Annotated in this window: 16 protein-coding genes and 1 riboswitch; of the genes, 12 read left to right on the top strand and 4 right to left on the bottom strand. The window is 73.5% G+C overall.

Annotated features, from left to right (window positions below; all coding sequences use genetic code 11):
* Window positions 1-39: 39 nt before the first annotated feature.
* Window positions 40-750: a TetR family transcriptional regulator gene (locus tag ACIBBF_RS11070; RefSeq protein ID WP_397413191.1), complete on the bottom strand. Its 711-nt coding sequence runs from the start codon at window positions 748-750 to the stop codon at window positions 40-42.
* Window positions 751-882: 132 nt separating this feature from the next.
* Here ACIBBF_RS11070 and ACIBBF_RS11065 point away from each other — a divergent pair, with 132 nt between their 5' ends.
* Window positions 883-1,443, top strand: a complete 561-nt coding sequence (locus tag ACIBBF_RS11065) for a hypothetical protein (RefSeq protein ID WP_397413189.1) — start codon at window positions 883-885, stop codon at window positions 1,441-1,443.
* Window positions 1,444-1,509: 66 nt separating this feature from the next.
* Here ACIBBF_RS11065 and ACIBBF_RS11060 read toward each other — a convergent pair whose 3' ends face one another.
* The 3 genes from ACIBBF_RS11060 to ACIBBF_RS11050 form a co-directional block, all read right to left on the bottom strand.
* On the bottom strand, window positions 1,510-2,799 hold the full coding sequence (locus ACIBBF_RS11060) for a uracil-xanthine permease family protein (protein ID WP_397413187.1): 1,290 nt from the start codon (window positions 2,797-2,799) through the stop codon (window positions 1,510-1,512).
* A gap of 81 nt (window positions 2,800-2,880) precedes the next feature.
* Window positions 2,881-3,756 (bottom strand): serine aminopeptidase domain-containing protein, encoded by an 876-nt coding sequence (locus ACIBBF_RS11055; protein ID WP_397413185.1) that lies wholly within the window; start codon window positions 3,754-3,756, stop codon window positions 2,881-2,883.
* 96 nt (window positions 3,757-3,852) lie between these two features.
* Window positions 3,853-4,779 (bottom strand): LLM class F420-dependent oxidoreductase, encoded by a 927-nt coding sequence (locus ACIBBF_RS11050; protein ID WP_397413183.1) that lies wholly within the window; start codon window positions 4,777-4,779, stop codon window positions 3,853-3,855.
* 23 nt (window positions 4,780-4,802) lie between these two features.
* Here ACIBBF_RS11050 and ACIBBF_RS11045 point away from each other — a divergent pair, with 23 nt between their 5' ends.
* The 11 genes from ACIBBF_RS11045 (at window position 4,803) to ACIBBF_RS10995 (ending at window position 16,028) form a co-directional block, all read left to right on the top strand.
* On the top strand, window positions 4,803-4,997 hold the full coding sequence (locus ACIBBF_RS11045) for a hypothetical protein (RefSeq protein ID WP_397413181.1): 195 nt from the start codon (window positions 4,803-4,805) through the stop codon (window positions 4,995-4,997).
* Between the two features lie 70 nt (window positions 4,998-5,067).
* The gene (locus ACIBBF_RS11040; RefSeq protein ID WP_397413179.1) at window positions 5,068-5,817 is read left to right on the top strand and encodes a helix-turn-helix domain-containing protein; all 750 of its coding nucleotides are present in this window, start codon (window positions 5,068-5,070) and stop codon (window positions 5,815-5,817) included.
* A 102-nt stretch (window positions 5,818-5,919) separates the two neighbouring features.
* Window positions 5,920-6,057: riboswitch (FMN riboswitch) on the top strand.
* A 115-nt stretch (window positions 6,058-6,172) separates the two neighbouring features.
* Window positions 6,173-6,856 carry a nicotinamide riboside transporter PnuC gene (gene pnuC / locus ACIBBF_RS11035; RefSeq protein ID WP_397413177.1) on the top strand — a complete coding sequence of 228 codons (684 nt, stop codon included), beginning with the start codon at window positions 6,173-6,175 and terminating at the stop codon, window positions 6,854-6,856.
* A 63-nt stretch (window positions 6,857-6,919) separates the two neighbouring features.
* On the top strand, window positions 6,920-8,140 hold the full coding sequence (locus tag ACIBBF_RS11030) for an acyl-CoA dehydrogenase family protein (RefSeq protein WP_397413175.1): 1,221 nt from the start codon (window positions 6,920-6,922) through the stop codon (window positions 8,138-8,140).
* Window positions 8,141-8,236: 96 nt separating this feature from the next.
* Window positions 8,237-9,625 carry a sensor histidine kinase gene (locus ACIBBF_RS11025; RefSeq protein ID WP_397413173.1) on the top strand — a complete coding sequence of 463 codons (1,389 nt, stop codon included), beginning with the start codon at window positions 8,237-8,239 and terminating at the stop codon, window positions 9,623-9,625.
* Window positions 9,613-10,275, top strand: a complete 663-nt coding sequence (locus ACIBBF_RS11020) for a LuxR C-terminal-related transcriptional regulator (protein ID WP_397413171.1) — start codon at window positions 9,613-9,615, stop codon at window positions 10,273-10,275. Before ACIBBF_RS11025 ends, ACIBBF_RS11020 begins: the two co-directional genes overlap by 13 nt.
* A complete protein-coding gene (locus ACIBBF_RS11015; RefSeq protein ID WP_397413169.1) occupies window positions 10,272-11,186 on the top strand; it encodes a DUF4097 family beta strand repeat-containing protein in 915 nt (304 codons plus the stop codon). Before ACIBBF_RS11020 ends, ACIBBF_RS11015 begins: the two co-directional genes overlap by 4 nt.
* A 66-nt stretch (window positions 11,187-11,252) precedes the next feature.
* Window positions 11,253-12,569: a hypothetical protein gene (locus ACIBBF_RS11010; RefSeq protein WP_397413167.1), complete on the top strand. Its 1,317-nt coding sequence runs from the start codon at window positions 11,253-11,255 to the stop codon at window positions 12,567-12,569.
* 160 nt (window positions 12,570-12,729) lie between these two features.
* Complete coding sequence (locus ACIBBF_RS11005; RefSeq protein WP_397413165.1) at window positions 12,730-13,875, top strand: glycosyltransferase family 4 protein; 1,146 nt, start codon at window positions 12,730-12,732, stop codon at window positions 13,873-13,875.
* Window position 13,876: 1 nt separating this feature from the next.
* Complete coding sequence (locus ACIBBF_RS11000; protein WP_397413163.1) at window positions 13,877-15,127, top strand: glycosyltransferase; 1,251 nt, start codon at window positions 13,877-13,879, stop codon at window positions 15,125-15,127.
* A 1-nt stretch (window position 15,128) separates the two neighbouring features.
* Window positions 15,129-16,028: a GDSL-type esterase/lipase family protein gene (locus ACIBBF_RS10995; protein ID WP_397413161.1), complete on the top strand. Its 900-nt coding sequence runs from the start codon at window positions 15,129-15,131 to the stop codon at window positions 16,026-16,028.

Below are 16,028 nucleotides of genomic sequence, written 5' to 3'. Positions count from 1 at the left end.
TCCGTGTCAGGGCAGCGCCAGTGGGGGCCGGGGAACCGGTCAGCCAGGGGCGGGCGCTGCCCCGTCGCGCGACGGCGGGTCCGGTACGTACAGGAGGTACTCGTCGAGCATGCGGCGAGAGGTGAGGAATCCCTCGGTGAACAGCTCCATCATGGGCAGGTAGCTGTTGGTCATGTAGTCGCGGACGATGGCGGTGAGGTCGCCCGGGTCCGACGGCGGGTCCAGGGTCACCTCGAGCAGCAGCGCGCCGAGGGACGAGAGCGTGAGGTAGCGGGCGCGGGCCGCCTCGTCCCGGCTGGGCACGAGCACCCCGGCGGCGACGCCGTCGCGGGCGTAGCCCACCGCGTCGTCGACCATGTGGGCGAGGAACTCGCGGGCGAGCTCCCCGCCGTCCTGCATCGAGCGCAGCACGTAGCCGAGGATCACGGCGTTCTCCTCGGCGGCGGCGAACCGCTGGAAGAAGCTCTGCCCGGACGCCACGATCTCGACGTTCTCGCGCTTGAGCCGGCTGATCGTGGCCAGCAGGTGCGCGTCGCACTCGGCGCGGAGCCGGTCCTTCGAGCCGAAGTGGTGCATCACGAGGCCAGCGCTGACCCCGGCGTCGGCCGCGATGGACCGCACGGAGGCGCCGAAGCCCTCGACGGCGAACCGGCTGATCGCGGCGTCCCGGATGCGGGACCGCGCCGTGCGGTCGGCGTCGCCGGGCGCGCCTCCGCCCGGGGACTGCTCGGCACCACTCGTTGAACGCATGTTCAGCATCCTATACGCGCGTTCAGCCGATGCGCCAGCAAATCACCCGGGGGTGACCCCGAAAAGTGCCACTTCCCCCGCCGCATACCGGAAATAATGCCCACGAGATACTCACCCCAGACAGGAGAATCCATGATGAGAAGGCTCCACCGGGTCGCCGCTGCCGTGGCCGCCCTCGGGATCGCCACCGCCCTGGCGGCGGTCGCCCCGGCGCAGGCCCGCGACACCGCCGAGCTGACGGCCGCCCCGGCGGTCAGCACCGCCCGTGTGGCGTCGGGTGCCGCGGCTCCGGCCGCGGAGGTGTACTACCGCTCCTGCAAGCCGGGGGTCGACGAGCCCGCCCAGGTACGCAGCTGCATGTACCTGTACAAAGACGGCCCGCGCTTCTACGGCGAGGCGATGGTCACGGACATCGACGGCGGCAAGGACTACGACGTCCTCGCGGTGGACCTGCGGATCCAGGCCTACGCGGGCGGCAAGTGGCAGCTCCTGAGCGGCACGTGGAAGGACGACGCGGACGGCTGGTTCGGCTACCGCGACCGCGCCTACCACACCACGTGGATGACCTGCTACGGAGCGGGCGAGACGCTGCCGCTGCGCGCGGCGGCCACGATCCGCTACAAGCTGGCGGACGGCACGCAGCGGACGACGGTCACGCGGTACTCGCCGTCGGCCCGTACCTGGTGCCCGTGACCGGGCTGACCGCCTGAGGGACCGCACCGGCCGGCCACGCGTCGTCGCGTGGCCGGCCGGCGCACGTCAGGCCTGGGCCGTGCCGCGCCAGCGGCCGATCGCGCCCATGACGTGGTAGATCACCAGGGCCGCGGCGGTGCCCAGCGCGATGCCGCCGAACTCCAGGTCCCCGGCGGTCCAGGTGAAGTTGGCGATGCCGATGATGAGCGGCACGGCCGCCGTCGTGAGGTTCACCGGGTCGGAGAAGTCGACGCGCGCCTGCACCCAGATACGGGCACCGAGGATGCCGATCATGCCGTAGAGCATGGTGGTGGCACCGCCGAGCACCCCGGCGGGCACGGTGGCGATCAGCGCCCCGAACTTCGGCGACAGACTGAGCACCAGCGCGCCGACCGCGGCCACCCAGTAGGCCGCGGTCGAGTACACGCGGGACGCCGCCATGACGCCGATGTTCTCCGCGTACGTCGTGGTGCCGGAGCCACCGCCGAGACCGGCGAGCGTCGTGGCCACGCCGTCCGCGAGCAGCGCCCGGCCGGTGAGCCGGTCGTAGTCCCGCCCGGTCATGGCGGCCACCGACTTCACGTGGCCCACGTTCTCGGCGACGAGCACGAGCACCACGGGGAGGAACAGGCCGAGCACGGCCGGGTCGAACGACGGGGCCACGAAGTGCGGCAGGCCGACCCAGCCGGCCTGCTCGACCTTCGTGAAGTCGACCTCGCCGCGCACCGCGGCGAACGCATAGCCGATCGCCACGCCCAGCAGGATGGCGAGGCGGCCGAGCAGACCCCGGAACAGGACCTGGATCAGGATGATCGAGCCGAGGGTCACGACGGCGGTGAGGGGGGCGGCCCGGAAGCCCGAGCAGGCGCCGCCCTCGTCGCACGTGCCCCACGCCGCCGGAGCCAGGTTGAGCCCGATGAGCGCGACGATCACGCCCGTGACCACGGGTGGCATGGCCGCCTGGATCCAGCGCGGGCCCGCGAAGTGCACCACCGCGCCGATGATCGCCAGCAGCACGCCGGTGGCGAGGATGCCGCCGATCGCGACGGACTGACCGCCCGACGCCGTGGCCGCCAGGATCGGCGCGATGAACGCGAAGCTCGACCCCAGGTAGCTCGGCAGCCGGTTGCCCGTGATCAGCAGGAACGTGATGGTGCCGAGCGCCGAGAAGAAGAGCGTGGTCCCGGGGTCGAAACCGGTGAGCACCGGCACCAGGAACGTGGCGCCGAACATCGCGACGATGTGCTGCAGACCGATCCCGACGGTGCGCGGCCAGCTCAGGCGCTCGTCGGGGGCGACCACCTCGCCCGGGGTGATGCGGGTGCCGTCACCGTGCAGCTTCCAGCCGAGTCGCATCGCTGTTGTCCTTGATCTCGCGGGGCGTCAGTGTCGCGCGGATCCTACCGGCCCACCCCGGCCGAGAACGGCCGGCCTCGGTCAACAGGTGCTGCTGCGGTACTCGCTGATCACCTCGTCCGGGACCGGGGGCGGGCAGAGGAACCGGGCGTAGCGCTCGTCGTCGTCCACGTACCGCTTGAGCCAGGCGATGCTGTAGCGGGCGATCGTGGTGTCGGGCACGGTGGGCGCGGAGTGGTTCGCGTCGCGCAGCTCCAGGTACGCCTTGTCGCCGTCGGCCGGGAGCGTGTCGTAGAACCGCTCGGCGTGCCGGCGCACCGGCGCGATGACGTCCTCCTCGGCACCGATGACCAGGGTGGGCGTGGTGACCTCCGGGAACGTCTTGTCGGCGCTCCAGGGGGCCAGCGGGATCGCGGCGCGCAGCGCCGGGTCGTCCTTGGCGGCCTCCAGGCTGCCGCCGCCACCCATCGAGTGGCCCATGACGGCGAGCCGGGCGGGGTCGATCCTGTCCGCCACCGCCGTGTCCGCGAGCTGCGCCAGCGCGGCCCGGAGCTGGTCGCCGCGGCGCGGGGGCGCGTCGGCGGTGCTGATCGTGTCGATCGTGAGCACGACGAAGCCCTGCGAGGCCAGGCGCGGCCCGAGCCAGGCGACGGCAGCCTGCGAGGAGCTGTACCCGGGGGCGACGGCGACCGCGCCGAACGTGCCCTCGGACGTGTCCGTGGGGTAGTAGACGGTGCCGCCGCCGAAACCCTCGGCCTCGGCCCGGGTCACGACGAGCGTGGCGACGTCGAACGGGCCACGCGGTGCCTCGATGCTCTGCTCGGTCGGGTCGGGACCGCGCTGGTGGTCGCCCTCGGCGACGGCCACAGGGACCGCGGCGAGGGTTCCGGCGGCGAGGACGGACGCCACGAGCGCGGCCCGGACGGCACGAGAAAAGCCACGAGAAAAGCTCTGCATGAACCCTCCCAGGTCGGTGTCGGGGCCCACGCCCCGGCACCGACCCTAGGAAGGTTTCTCTCACCCGGCCTCCCGGGCGGGTGATCCGCGGCCGGCTCAGCCGAGCTGGCGGCGCACCTCGCGGGCGAACAGGTCCAGGTGGTCCAGGTCGGCCAGGTCCAGGACCTGCAGGTAGACGCGCTGGACCCCCTCCGCCTCCAGGGCCTTCAGCCGGTCCACCGCCTCGGCGACGGTCCCGGCGATGCCGTGCTCGCGCAGCTCGGCGGGCTCGCGCCCGATGGCTGCCGCGCGCCGCGTGAACTCGGCCTCGTCCTGCCCGACGGCGGCGACGAGCGCCACCGACTGGACGATGGATCCGGGATCGCGACCGGCGTCGGACAGGGCCTTCTCGACCACCTTGATGCGCGCGCCGATGCCGCTGATCTCCGGGAAGGACTGGTTGTACTCGTCGCCGTAGCGCGCCGCCAGGGCGGGCGTGCGGCGCGGGCCACCGCCGCCGACCAGCACCGGGATCCTGGCCTGCACGGGCTTGGGCAGCGCCGGCGAGTCGGTGATCTGGTAGTGCTCGCCGGAGAAGGAGAACTTCTCGCCGACGGGCGTGCCCCAGAGGCCGGTGACGACGGCGAGCTGCTCCTCCAGGATGCCGAAGCGCTTCTCGGGGAACGGGATGCCGTAGGCGCTGTGCTCGGCGGCGTACCAGCCGGTGCCCAGCCCGAGCTCGACGCGCCCGCCGGACATCTGGTCCACCTGGGCCACCTGGATGGCCAGCACGCCGGGGTGCCGGAACGTGGCCGACGACACGAGCGTGCCGAGCCGCACGGTCGACGTCTCCCGGGCGAGGCCGGCGAGCGTGACCCAGGAGTCGGTGGGGCCGGGCAGACCCTCGCGGCCCATGGCCAGGTAGTGGTCGGAGCGGAAGAAGGCGCTGAAGCCCAGTCGCTCGGTCGCCTGGGCGACGGCGAGCTGGTCGTCGTAGGTCGCGCCCTGCTGGGGCTCGGTGAAGATGCGCAGGTCGAGTGTCACGTCTCGCAGACTACGCTCACCCCGTGACCGGGATCCGCTGGGGCAGCCTCGCCACCGTCGTGGGCGGTGGGCTGATCTTCCTCGTGTGCCTGCTGGGCGTGGTGCTCGGTCATCCGTGGGCCGCTGTCCCCGGGGTGCTCGCGCTGCTCATGGCCGTGCGCGAGGTGCGCTACCTGCGCAGACTCCGGTCGGGCAAGATCCCGTCCCAGGAAAATTAGCGTCGCGCAGGTCACGGTTTGCTCAAGGAGTCTTCACGGGGCTCGGGGGGCACGCGGTAGCCTGCCTGGCATGACCGCCGTCCGTACCCACACGCACGCGCAGGCCGTCGACGCTGCGGTGGACCTGTTCACTCGGCAGGGGTACGAGGGAACCACCGTCGAGGAGATCGCCGACGCCGCCAAGGTGAGCCGCGCGACGTTCTTCCGCCGCTTCCGCTCCAAGGAGGACGTGGTCTTCGCCGACCACGAGCTGCTGCTGGAGGAGGTGGTGGTCATGCTGGCCGCCACCCGGCCCGACGCCCGGGCCAGCGAGGAGTCGGGGCACGACCTGGGCCGCGCCTGGGACCCCGACGTGGACCCGTACCTCGAGGTGTGCCGCGCGGCGCGCATGGTGTTCGACCACCACGTGGGCCAACGCGAGACGTCGCTCGCCCGCTACGCCCTGCTGCAGCAGGTCCCGGCGCTGCGCGACCGGGAGCTCATCACGACGCACCGCTACGAGCGGGCGTTCACGCATTACCTGCGCGACACCCTGCCGCCGGAGCGGTCGGCCTCCACGGCGTCGATCGCGTTCGCGGCGTCCGTGGTCGCGGTGCACAACGCGATCCTGCGGCGCTGGCTGCGCACGCCGTCGCTCGACCTGCGCCCCGAGCTGGAGGAGGCGTTCGCCGACCTGCGGCGGGCCGCCGTCCTCGGCACCTCGGCCAGCCCGCTGGCCGCCGACGGCGCCCCCGCGTCGCGGCGCGTGGTCGTCACCGTGGTGGAGGGGGTGGCCGGGCCCGACGAGGTGGCCCGCGCCGTCCGCGACGCCCTGGTCTGACCGGCCCGGCCCGTGTGGCGCACCGGACATCCCGGGCCCGTTCCCGGGGGAATGCACCCATGGCATCCTGTGTTCCGCTAGAGATCGTGCAGCAGCAGTTGCACACGTGCTCCGGGGTCGGTGAAATTCCGAGCCGGCGGTGATAGTCCGCGACCCGGGTCGTTCCTTCGGGAGGGACCCGGTTGACCTGGTGAGATTCCAGGACCGACGGTGAAAGTCCGGATGGGAGGAAGCACGTGCGGCGCGCTCCGCCGACCCCTCGGGGTCCCGGCACCGTGCCGTCGTCGGCGCCGTCGTGGCGCGCCGGCCCTCACCCCGGAGTCCCCGTGTGCGGACTTCGGAGAGGGAAAGAGACATGGACTGGTTCCGCGCCGCCTACGACGCGACGTTCCTGGTCGGCGACCAGCAGATCTACTGGCGCGAGGTCGTCGGCAACCTGTTCGGCCTGGCCTCGGCCCTGGGCGGGCTGCGCCGCAAGGTGTGGGCCTGGCCGGTGGGCATCGTCGGCAACGTCGTGCTCTTCACCGTCTTCATGGGCTCCTGGTTCGGCGAGACGGGCCGCGCCGACATGCTGGGGCAGGCCGGGCGCCAGATCATGTTCATCGCCGTCTCGGTCTACGGCTGGTACCGCTGGCGGCAGACGCAGCGCACGGGCGGCGTCGGCACCGTGGCCGTGCACCCGGCCTGGGCCTCCTGGCGGGCCCGCGTCGGCCTGGTCACCGGGATGCTCGCCGGGACCCTGCTCCTGACCCCGCTGTTCCGCGCCCTCGGCTCGTACGAGCCGGTGTGGGCCGACGCCTGGATCTTCACGGGCTCCGTGCTCGCCACCTACGGCATGGCCAAGGGCTGGGTCGAGTTCTGGCTGATCTGGGTGGCCGTCGACCTGGTGGGCGTACCTCTGCTCTTCTCCGCCGGGTACTGGGCGACCGCACTGATGTACGTGATCTACGGCGTGTTCACCCTGGTCGGGTTCTTCGCGTGGTGGCGCATCAGCCGGCGGGAGGGCACGGGCCGGGCGGCCGTCGCCGCACCTGCCTGAGCGCCGGGGCGTGAGACGCCGTATCGCTTGACCTGAGATCCGGTACCGGAGCACCATGGAGGCATGACTCAGACTCCCGGGGTGACGGCGCCCGCCTACGACGTCTCGCAACCGCTCGACATCGACTTCGCCGGCGCCTTCGCCGACGTCACGGAGGAGGAGCGGGCCTGGCAGCTCGCGGTCCGCCGGTTCGTGCAGGACGAGGTCCTGCCCGTCATCGACGGCTACTGGGAGCGGTACGAGGTCCCCATGGACCTGCTCAAGCGCATGGCCGAGCTGGACTTCCTGCGCGACGGCGTGGACGTGCCCGGCTTCCCGAAGGTCTCGAAGATGGCCGAGGGCCTGGCCGCGATGGAGATGTCGCGCGGTGACGGCTCCGTGACCACGATCTGCGGCGTGCAGGGCGGCCTGGCGCTGCGCTCGATCGTGATGCTCGGCTCCGACGAGCAGGTCGAGAAGTACGCCGGGCCCATGGCCCGGGGCGAGATCCTGGGCGCGTTCGCGCTGACCGAGCCCACGCACGGCTCGGACTCCGTGGGCCTGGAGACCTCCGCCGTCAAGGAGACGCGCGACGGCGTCGAGGGCTACGTGATCAACGGCGAGAAGAAGTGGATCGGCTTCGGCTCGATCGGCGACATCTCGGTGGTCTGGGCCCGTGGCGAGGACGGCCAGGTGCACGGCTACATCGTTCCCCAGGACACCCCGGGCTACGAGGCGACGACCATCCAGGGCAAGGTCTCGCTGCGCGCGATCCACCAGGCGCACATCGTGCTGAACGACGTGTTCGTCCCGGCCGAGAACCTGCTGCCGAAGGCGCGCTCCTTCAAGGACACCGGCCGCGTGCTGTTCGCGACCCGCCTCGGCGTGGCCTGGGGCGCCGTCGGGCAGGCCATCGCCTGCTACGAGGCCGCCGTGGCCTACTCGCAGCAGCGCGTGCAGTTCGGCCGCCCGCTCGCGGCGAGCCAGATGGTGCAGGAACGGCTGACCAAGATGCTGTCGATCCTCACGCAGATGCAGCTCCTGGTGAAGCAGATGACGCGGCTCGACGAGGCCGAGCAGCTCACCGGCCCGCAGGCGTCGCTCGCCAAGTACACGTGCACGCGCGGCGCGCGCGAGATCGCGGCGATCGCCCGCGACCTGCTCGGCGGCAACGGCATCCTGCTGGAGAACCGGGTGGCGCGGCACTTCGCCGACATCGAGGCCCTGCACACCTACGAGGGCACCGAGAGCATGCAGGCCCTCATCATCGGCCGCGAGATCACGGGCACCAGCGCCTTCGCCTGAGCCCTCCGCGCGGGGGCGGGGTAGGGGAAACCCGAGACCCGGGCCGTGGGGTGACGGCATGTCGCGCAGCCTGCGCGTCCGCCTAGTGTCGTGCCTATGACCAGCGATGACGGCCCACCCCGCACCCTCGCGGACCACGTCGCCCCCGCGCTCACCTCCGGGGCGGCGTTCTTCCAGGCCCCGTACCACCCCGCGACCCGGCGCGCCGTCGCCGCGCTGGCCGTGGGGTGGGTCTGGCACCTGACCGCGGGCCTCGCCCTGTGGATCCTCGTCCTGGTCTCGTCGGGGCTGGTCCCCGCCCTGGGCGTCGGAGTGCCGCTCCTCGCCCTCGGGCTCCTGCTCGCGCGGCGGTTCGGGACGGCCGAGCGCGCCCGCGTCGCCCGCCAGACCGGCATACGGGTCGCCGCCCCGCAGCCGGGGCCGCTCCCGACGAGCCGCTCGTCCTGGTCCCGGCTGTGGTCCCCGGTGCGCGACGACCGCGCCTGGGCTGCCACGCTGTACGCCTTCCTGGGACTGCTCACGACCTCCTTCTTCTTCGCGCTCGCCACCGCCCTGGCGGCGGGGGCGGTCGCGGCCGTGGTGTTCGCGGCGGTGGGCCGGGACAGCGGCCTGGCGCAGTGGTCCGGGCTGCCGTGGCCCGCCGTCGTCGGCGGTGCGGTGGCGGCCGCCGTCGTGCTCGTGTGGACGGCGGCCACCCTCGCCCAGTACGGGTCCTACCTCGTGGTGCGCCTGGCCACGGTGCTGCTCGGCCCCTCCGCGGCCGAGGTGGCCCGCGCCCGCCTCGTCGCCGCCGAGCGGGAGACCCGCGTGGCCGAGGCCGCCGCGCACACGGCACAGGAACGGGCCGTGGCCCTCACCGAGTCGCGCACGGCCGCCGTCTCCGCCGCCGACACCGAACGCCGCCGCATCGAGCGCGACCTGCACGACGGCGCCCAGCAGCGCCTCGTCGCGCTCGGCGTCGAGCTGGGCGTGGCCCGCCGGCTCGCCGACAAGGACCCCGGGCACGCCGTCGCCGCCCTGGAGCTCGCGCACCGCGAGATCAAGGAGACGCTCGCCGAGCTGCGCGACCTGGTGCGCGGCATCCACCCCGCCGTCCTGTCCGACCGCGGGCTGGACGCCGCACTGTCCGCGCTCGCGGGCCGCAGCCCGGTCCCGGTCCGGGTCGAGGTCGCGGGCGACCTCACCCCGGCGAGCCCGGCAGCACAGGCCGCGGCGTACTTCGTGGTCGCCGAGGCCCTGACCAACGTGGCCAAGCACGCCGCCGCGGACCTCGTGCTGGTGCACGCGAGCGTGGTCCGCGACGAGGGCCCCGCACGCCTGCGCGTCGCGGTGTCCGACGACGGCCGCGGCGGCGCCGAGCTGTCCGCCGACGGCGGGCTGACCGGCCTGCGCGGCCGGGTCGCCGCCCTGGACGGCACGTTCGAGCTCGACAGCCCGCCCGGCAAGGGCACCCGCCTGACCGTGGAGGTCCCGTGCGCATCGTGATCGCGGAGGACTCCGTCCTCCTCCTGGACGGCCTGACCCGGCTGCTCGTGGCCGAGGGCCACACCGTGAGCGGGTACGCGGACGCCGGCACCCTCGTCAGGGCCCTGTCCCTGCCGGACGCCGACCTGCCCGACCTGCTGGTCACCGACGTGCGGATGCCGCCGTCCCACACGGACGAGGGGCTGCGCGCGGCCGTGCACCTGCGCAGCCTGCACCCCGACCTGCCCGTCCTCGTGCTCTCGCAGTACGTGGAGCAGAGCTACGCGAGCGAGCTGTTCGCCCGCGGGGCGCGCGGCCTGGGCTACGTGCTCAAGGACCGCATCGCCGACGTCGACGAGTTCCTCGACGCGGTCACCCGGGTGTCCGGGGGCGGCACGGTCGTGGACCCCGAGGTGGTCACCCAGATCATCGCCCGCCATCCCGGCTCCGACCTCGACGTGCTGACCCGGCGCGAGCGCGAGGTGCTCGCGCTGATGGCCGAGGGCCGCTCCAACGCCGCGATCGCGGACCGCCTCGTGGTGGGGCTGGCCGCCGTGGAGAAGCACGTGACCAACATCCTGACCAAGCTCGGCCTCCCGCCGGCCGCCGACGACCACCGCCGGGTGCTCGCCGTGCTGCGCTGGCTCGACCAGAACGGAACCCGCTCATGACCCAGCCCGCTCCCGACGGCTCCGTCCAGGACGCCGCGTACGCCCCCGCACCACCGCAGCGCGGCGCCACGGCCCGCGTCCTGGCGACGCTCGGCGGTGTGCTCGGCCTCGCCGCCATCGGCGTCGGGGCGCTGTTCCTGGTGGACCTCATGATGTCCGAGACGACCACCACCCACCGGACCTACGACGCCGTGGGGACCGTCGAGCTGGTGGCCGACGGCGACGTGACCGTCACGGCCGCCGAGGGCGACGTCGAGGTCGACGCCGTCGCCCGCAGCGGCCTGCGCGACCCGCGGTACTCCGCGGACGAGTCGGCGGACCGGCTGGAGATCACCCACCGCTGCGCATGGACTGCCTTCCTCCCCCGCTGCTCGGGAGCCCTGGAGGTGACCCTGCCCGCCGCCACGGAGGTGGTGGTGGTCACCGAGAACGGCGACGTCGTGGCGAGCGGGCTGGCCGGCGAGCTCTCCGTGCGGTCGAGCAACGGCCGGATCGAGGTGGCCGACATCGGCGGCGCGGTGGTGGCGCGGTCCAGCAACGGGGACGTCACCGTGCGGAACGCCGGCTCCGACGTGGAGGCCTCCTCCTCCAACGGCGAGGTCTCCGTGGACGAGGTGGACGGCTCGGTCACCAGCGAGAGCAGCAACGGCCGGATCACGGTCGGCACCGTGGCCGGCGACGCGTGGGCCCGGACCAGCAACGGCTCCGTGGAGATCTCCGCGGTGGAGGGAAACGTCTACGGGGAGACCAGCAACGGGCGCATCACCGTGATCGGCGACGGCGAGCCCGTGGCCCTGACCCTCCAGACGTCGAACGGCGACGAGATCATCGAGGGGCCCACCGACCCGGACGCCGACCGCACCGTCGAGATGCGCAGCTCGAACGGCGATGTCGCCTACCTCGTCCCGTGACCACCGGGCCATCGGGCCGGAGGCGATACCCTTCGTCCGCCGATGCCGCCGTCGATCAGTGCAAGGATGTGGCCCGTGCCGAGCCCGTCAGACATCTCGACCAGCCCCCGGACCGGGGGCAGGGACCTCCTGCGGTCCGCCAGCCGGATCGTCACCTCGTGGCCGGCCCTGTGGGCCGGGTTCGTGCTGGTGCACGGCTGGATCATCCTGCAGGCCTGGGTCTTCGGGGGGCAGATCCTCGGCGACGTGAACCTGTACGAGTGGTGGGTCCGCACCGGGATGAGCGACGGGTGGTGGCCCGTCTTCAGCTACGACTGGGTGTACCCGCTCGGCGCACTGGGTCCGATGGCCGTCCCGGCCCTGCTGACCAACTCGACGGACGGCTACTACTGGGTGTGGATGGGCCTGGTGACGGCCGCCAACGCGGTCGCCGTGGCCGTGCTCGGCCGGGCGCGGCCGCACGGGCCGGCCGCCGTCTGGTTCTGGCTCGCGTTCCTCGCCGCCCTCGGTCCGATCTGGATCGGCCGGCTCGACGGCCTGCTGGCCCCGATCATCCTGGTGGCGCTGCTCGTCGCCGTCCGGCGCCCCGCCCTCGCCATGACGCTGGCCACGGTGGGCGCCTGGATCAAGATCGCCCCGGGTGCGGTGGCCCTCGCGCTCGCCGCGACGACGTCGAACCTCAAGGACCTGCTGCGGAACGTCGTGCTGCCGGGCGCCGCGGTGACCGCCGTCGTCGTGGGTGTCGCGGTGGCGGGCGGCGGGCAGGACAACGTGCTCGACGTGTTCGGCGAGCAGGGCGACCGGCAGCTCCAGGTGGAGTCGGTCGCCGCCACGCCGTTCACGGTGGCGCGGCTGTGGGACTCCTCGATCCAGGTCGAGTACGACGACGTCATCTACACCTACGAGGTGCTCGGGGCGGGGCCGGACGCCGTGGCACAGGCGCTGGACGTCGCGCTCCCGGTGGCCGCGATCCTCTTGGCGGCGCTCGTCTGGTGGACCGCCCGGCGGCGCCCGGACCGGGTGGGCGACATCCTGCTGCTCGGTGCCGCCGCGGAGCTGCTCGCGCTCATCGTCTTCAACAAGGTGGGCTCGCCCCAGTTCATCGCCTGGATCGGGCCGCCGCTGGCGGCCGCCATCGCGCTGGGCAGTCGCAGCCAGGGCACCCGGCGCACCTGGTTCCTGCCCGCCCTCGGCACCCTGATCGTGGCGCGGCTGACCATGGAGATCTACCCGATCCGCTACGGCGAGTTCCTCGGCGGCTGGCCGCTGGCCACGACCGTGGGGGCTCTGCGCAACGCGCTGCTCGTGGCGCTGCTGATCGGGGCCGTCGTCCGGCTGGTGCAGCTCGCGCGGACGCGCCGGACCGTCCCGCGGCAGCACTGAGGGTCGGTTCAGGGGTGTTCCCCATGCCAGGTGGCTCGTGGCTCCGCTACGGTCAGGAACGTGACATCCTGTCCCGCGGTTACCGTCTCGACGCCACCCGTTCCCCGGATCGCCGCATGGAAGCCTCTGCCCGGACATCGACGACCGGCAGGTTCGTAACGTGCGCGTAGCCATCGTTGCGGAGAGTTTTCTGCCGCAGGTCAACGGAGTCACCAACTCCGTCCTGCGGGTACTCGAGCATCTGCAGGAGCGGGGGGACCAGGCCATGGTCCTCGCTCCGGACGCCGATGCCTCCATCGGGCACGTCCCGCCCTTCGTCAGTGGTGCCCCCGTGGTCGAGCTCGGCTCGATCGGCTTCCCCGGGTACCCCGACGTGCGCCTCGTCGTCGGCAAGAAGTGGCGCACCGAGCGCACGCTGGCGACGTTCGCACCCGACGTCATCCACCTGGCCTCCCCGTTCATCCTCGGCTGGCGCGGCATCCTCGCCGCCGAGCGCCTCCGCCTGCCGAGCGTCGCCGTCTACCAGACGGAGGTCCCGGGGTATGCGGCGCGCTACGGGCTGGGCGGCTTCGAGCCCCTGCTCTGGAAACGGGTCAAGGACATCCACGAGCGCGCGACGATGACGCTCGCCCCGTCCACCGCGACCATGCGGCAGCTCGAGAACCACGGCGTGCCCAACCTGCGCCTGTGGGGCCGCGGCGTGGACACGCAGGCGTTCCACCCGCAGTTCCGGGACGAGGCGTGGCGCCGCACGATCGGGGGCGGCCGCGAGATCCTCGTCGGGTACGTGGGCCGGCTGGCCGCCGAGAAGCAGGTCGAGGCACTGCGCGTGGTGCAGGACCTGCCGGGGGTGCGCCTCGTGATCGTCGGTGACGGCCCCGAGCGCGAGCACCTGGAGCACGTGCTCCCCCAGGCCCGCTTCACCGGGCTGCTCCGGGGCGCCGAGCTGTCCCGGGCGATGGCCAGCCTCGACGTGTTCGTGCACCCGGGCGAGCTGGAGACGTTCGGTCAGACGCTCCAGGAGGCGCACGCCAGCGGCGTGCCGGTCGTGGCACCCGCCGCGGGCGGGCCGCTGGACATCGTCCGGCACTCCCACGACGGCTGGCTGTACCCTCCAGGAGACCACGAGGCACTCCGCGCACGCGTCGTCGACCTGGTGGGGGACGAGCGCAAGCGGCGGGCCTTCGGTACCTCGGCGCGAGAACGTGCCGAGAGTCGTACCTGGCACGACATCTGCTCCGAGCTCATGGGGCACTACGAGGACGCGGTCCGGGTGCACGCGAGAGCAGGCTCAGCGGAGGTATGACGTGCGGATCGTCCACGTAGCGAACTTCTACAGCCCCCGGTCGGGGGGCATCCGGACCGCCATGCACGCCATGGCCGGGCAGTACCTCGCCCGGGGGCACGAACCCGTGCTCGTGGTGCCCGGCCGGCGGGACGGGGTGTCGCTCGTGGACGGTGTCCGGGTGGTCAGCCTCGCGGCACCGCGTGTGCCGTTCTCCGGGGGCTACCGCGCCGTGGTGCAGCCCGGCAAGATGCGCGGGCTGCTGGAGACCATCGCACCCGACCGGCTCGAGGTCAGCGACCGCACCACGCTCGCCGGGCTGGGCGACTGGGCCCGCGAGGCCGGGGTGCCGTCCCTCATGATGCTGCACGAGCGGGTCGACGGCGTGCTGCGGTCCTGGATCCCCGGCGCCGCCGCGGGCGGTCAGGCCGCGGCGCTGGGCGCGGCCGTCACGCCGGCCCTCGCCGACCTCTACAACCGCGCCACCCTCACCCGGTTCGACCGGCTGGTCGCCACCACCCAGTTCGCCGCCGGCGAGGTGGAGCGGCTGGCCGCCCGGTCCCGTGGCACCACGCTGCCACCGCTGTACCGCGTGCCGCTCGGCGTGGACCTGGAGCGGTTCCGGCCCGACCGCTGGTCCGCCGAGGCCCGCGCCGAGTACGCGCCGCCCAGCACCGCGCTCATCGTGCTCGCGAGCCGGCAGTCCACCGAGAAGCGCCCCGACCTCGCGATCGACGCCGCCGCACAGCTCGTGCGCGACGGCCGCCCCGTGCGCCTCGTCGTCGCCGGCTCGGGACCGTTGCTGCCGGCGATGCGGCGCCGGGCCGAGGCCGCCGGGCTGCCTCACCGGTTCCTCTCGTTCGTCCCTGACCGGGACCGGCTCGCCACCCTGCTCACCTGCGCCGACGTCGTCATCGCGCCCGGTCCGATCGAGACCTTCGGGCTGGCGGCGCTGGAGGCGCTGGCGTCCGGGACGCCCGTGGTCTGCAGCTCGACGAGCGCGCTGCCCGAGGTGGTCGGCACCGCCGGTGCGGCCGCGGCTCCGGAGGCGGCGGCCCTCGCCGTCGCCCTGCACGAGGTGCTGGACCGCGACGTGGACCAGCGGCGCAAGGCCGCCCGCGCCCGCGCCGAGCTGTTCCCCTGGAGCGCCACCGGCGACGCGATGCTGGAGCTGCACTCCCGCCGGGCCTTCGAGCTCCGGCCCGACCCGGGACGGTCCGACGTCACCGACCCGTCCGGCCCGATCCACGTGGGCAGCGCGGGACGCCGGTGAGATGACGTCGGCGTCGGGACGCGGCCGCCTGGTAGCCCTCGGTGACTCGATCACCGTGGGCGTGGGTGACTCCGTGGGTCCGGACGCCGTGCACGGCCCCGGCTGGGCCGCGCACCTGGCCACGGTGCTCGGCATGACGGAGTTCACCAACCTCGCCACCAACGGCGCCCGCTCCCGGGACGTCGCGGAGGCACAGCTCGCCGCGGCGCTCGCCCTGCGGCCACGGCTCGCGACCGTGCTCGTGGGCGGCAACGACGTGCTCCGCAGCGACTTCGACGCCCGGCTGACCCTCATGGACCTGCGCCGGAGCGTCCAGGAGCTGCGCAGGGCCGGCGCCGACGTCGTCCTGGTGCGGCTGCCCGTGATCGGCCTCTTCGAGCTCGCCCCGCGCCCCGTACGGCGCGTGATGCGGCGCCGGGTCGCCGCCGTCGGTGCCGCGGTCGACGAGCTGGCCTCGGCGAGCGGCACCGACCAGGTGCCGGGACGCGTGGTCGTGGTCGACGCCGCGCACGCCATCGCACCCGCCGGGGCGAAGGCCTGGCACATCGACCGCGTGCACCCGTCGCCGGCCGGGCACCGCCGTCTGGCGCTGGCAGTGGCGGCCGCTCTGGCGACCCTCGACCCGGCCTACGCCGTGGTCCCGGACGGTGCCGACGCGGCCCGGCGGGTCGCCGCCCGGCTGCCCGCGGCGCCGGCCCCGCCCGACCTCCGGCAGCGCGTGACGTGGCTCGTGCGGGCCGGGCTGCCGTGGTGCGTCCGGCGCGGGCGGGACTTCCTGCCCGGCCTGCTGCGCGCCGTGGCGCACGACCTGCGGGCGGAACGGGCGCTCACGCACGGCAGCATGGTGACGAGCCTCGCCGACTCCGGCCTGGACCCGCGCCGGCGGATCGGCCGCGGCTGA

Source organism: Promicromonospora sp. NPDC050880 (assembly GCF_044456525.1).
Lineage (GTDB): Bacteria > Actinomycetota > Actinomycetes > Actinomycetales > Cellulomonadaceae > Promicromonospora.
This window is presented reverse-complemented; position numbering and strand designations above follow the sequence as displayed.

Coding starts and splice junctions, on each gene's coding strand:
- ACIBBF_RS11070 (WP_397413191.1), bottom strand. CDS start 750: ATGCGTTCAACGAGTGGTGCCGAGCAGTCCCCGGGCGGAGGCGCGCCC.
- ACIBBF_RS11065 (WP_397413189.1), top strand. CDS start 883: ATGATGAGAAGGCTCCACCGGGTCGCCGCTGCCGTGGCCGCCCTCGGG.
- ACIBBF_RS11060 (WP_397413187.1), bottom strand. CDS start 2,799: ATGCGACTCGGCTGGAAGCTGCACGGTGACGGCACCCGCATCACCCCG.
- ACIBBF_RS11055 (WP_397413185.1), bottom strand. CDS start 3,756: ATGCAGAGCTTTTCTCGTGGCTTTTCTCGTGCCGTCCGGGCCGCGCTC.
- ACIBBF_RS11040 (WP_397413179.1), top strand. CDS start 5,068: ATGACCGCCGTCCGTACCCACACGCACGCGCAGGCCGTCGACGCTGCG.
- pnuC (WP_397413177.1), top strand. CDS start 6,173: ATGGACTGGTTCCGCGCCGCCTACGACGCGACGTTCCTGGTCGGCGAC.
- ACIBBF_RS11030 (WP_397413175.1), top strand. CDS start 6,920: ATGACTCAGACTCCCGGGGTGACGGCGCCCGCCTACGACGTCTCGCAA.
- ACIBBF_RS11025 (WP_397413173.1), top strand. CDS start 8,237: ATGACCAGCGATGACGGCCCACCCCGCACCCTCGCGGACCACGTCGCC.
- ACIBBF_RS11015 (WP_397413169.1), top strand. CDS start 10,272: ATGACCCAGCCCGCTCCCGACGGCTCCGTCCAGGACGCCGCGTACGCC.
- ACIBBF_RS11010 (WP_397413167.1), top strand. CDS start 11,253: ATGTGGCCCGTGCCGAGCCCGTCAGACATCTCGACCAGCCCCCGGACC.
- ACIBBF_RS10995 (WP_397413161.1), top strand. CDS start 15,129: ATGACGTCGGCGTCGGGACGCGGCCGCCTGGTAGCCCTCGGTGACTCG.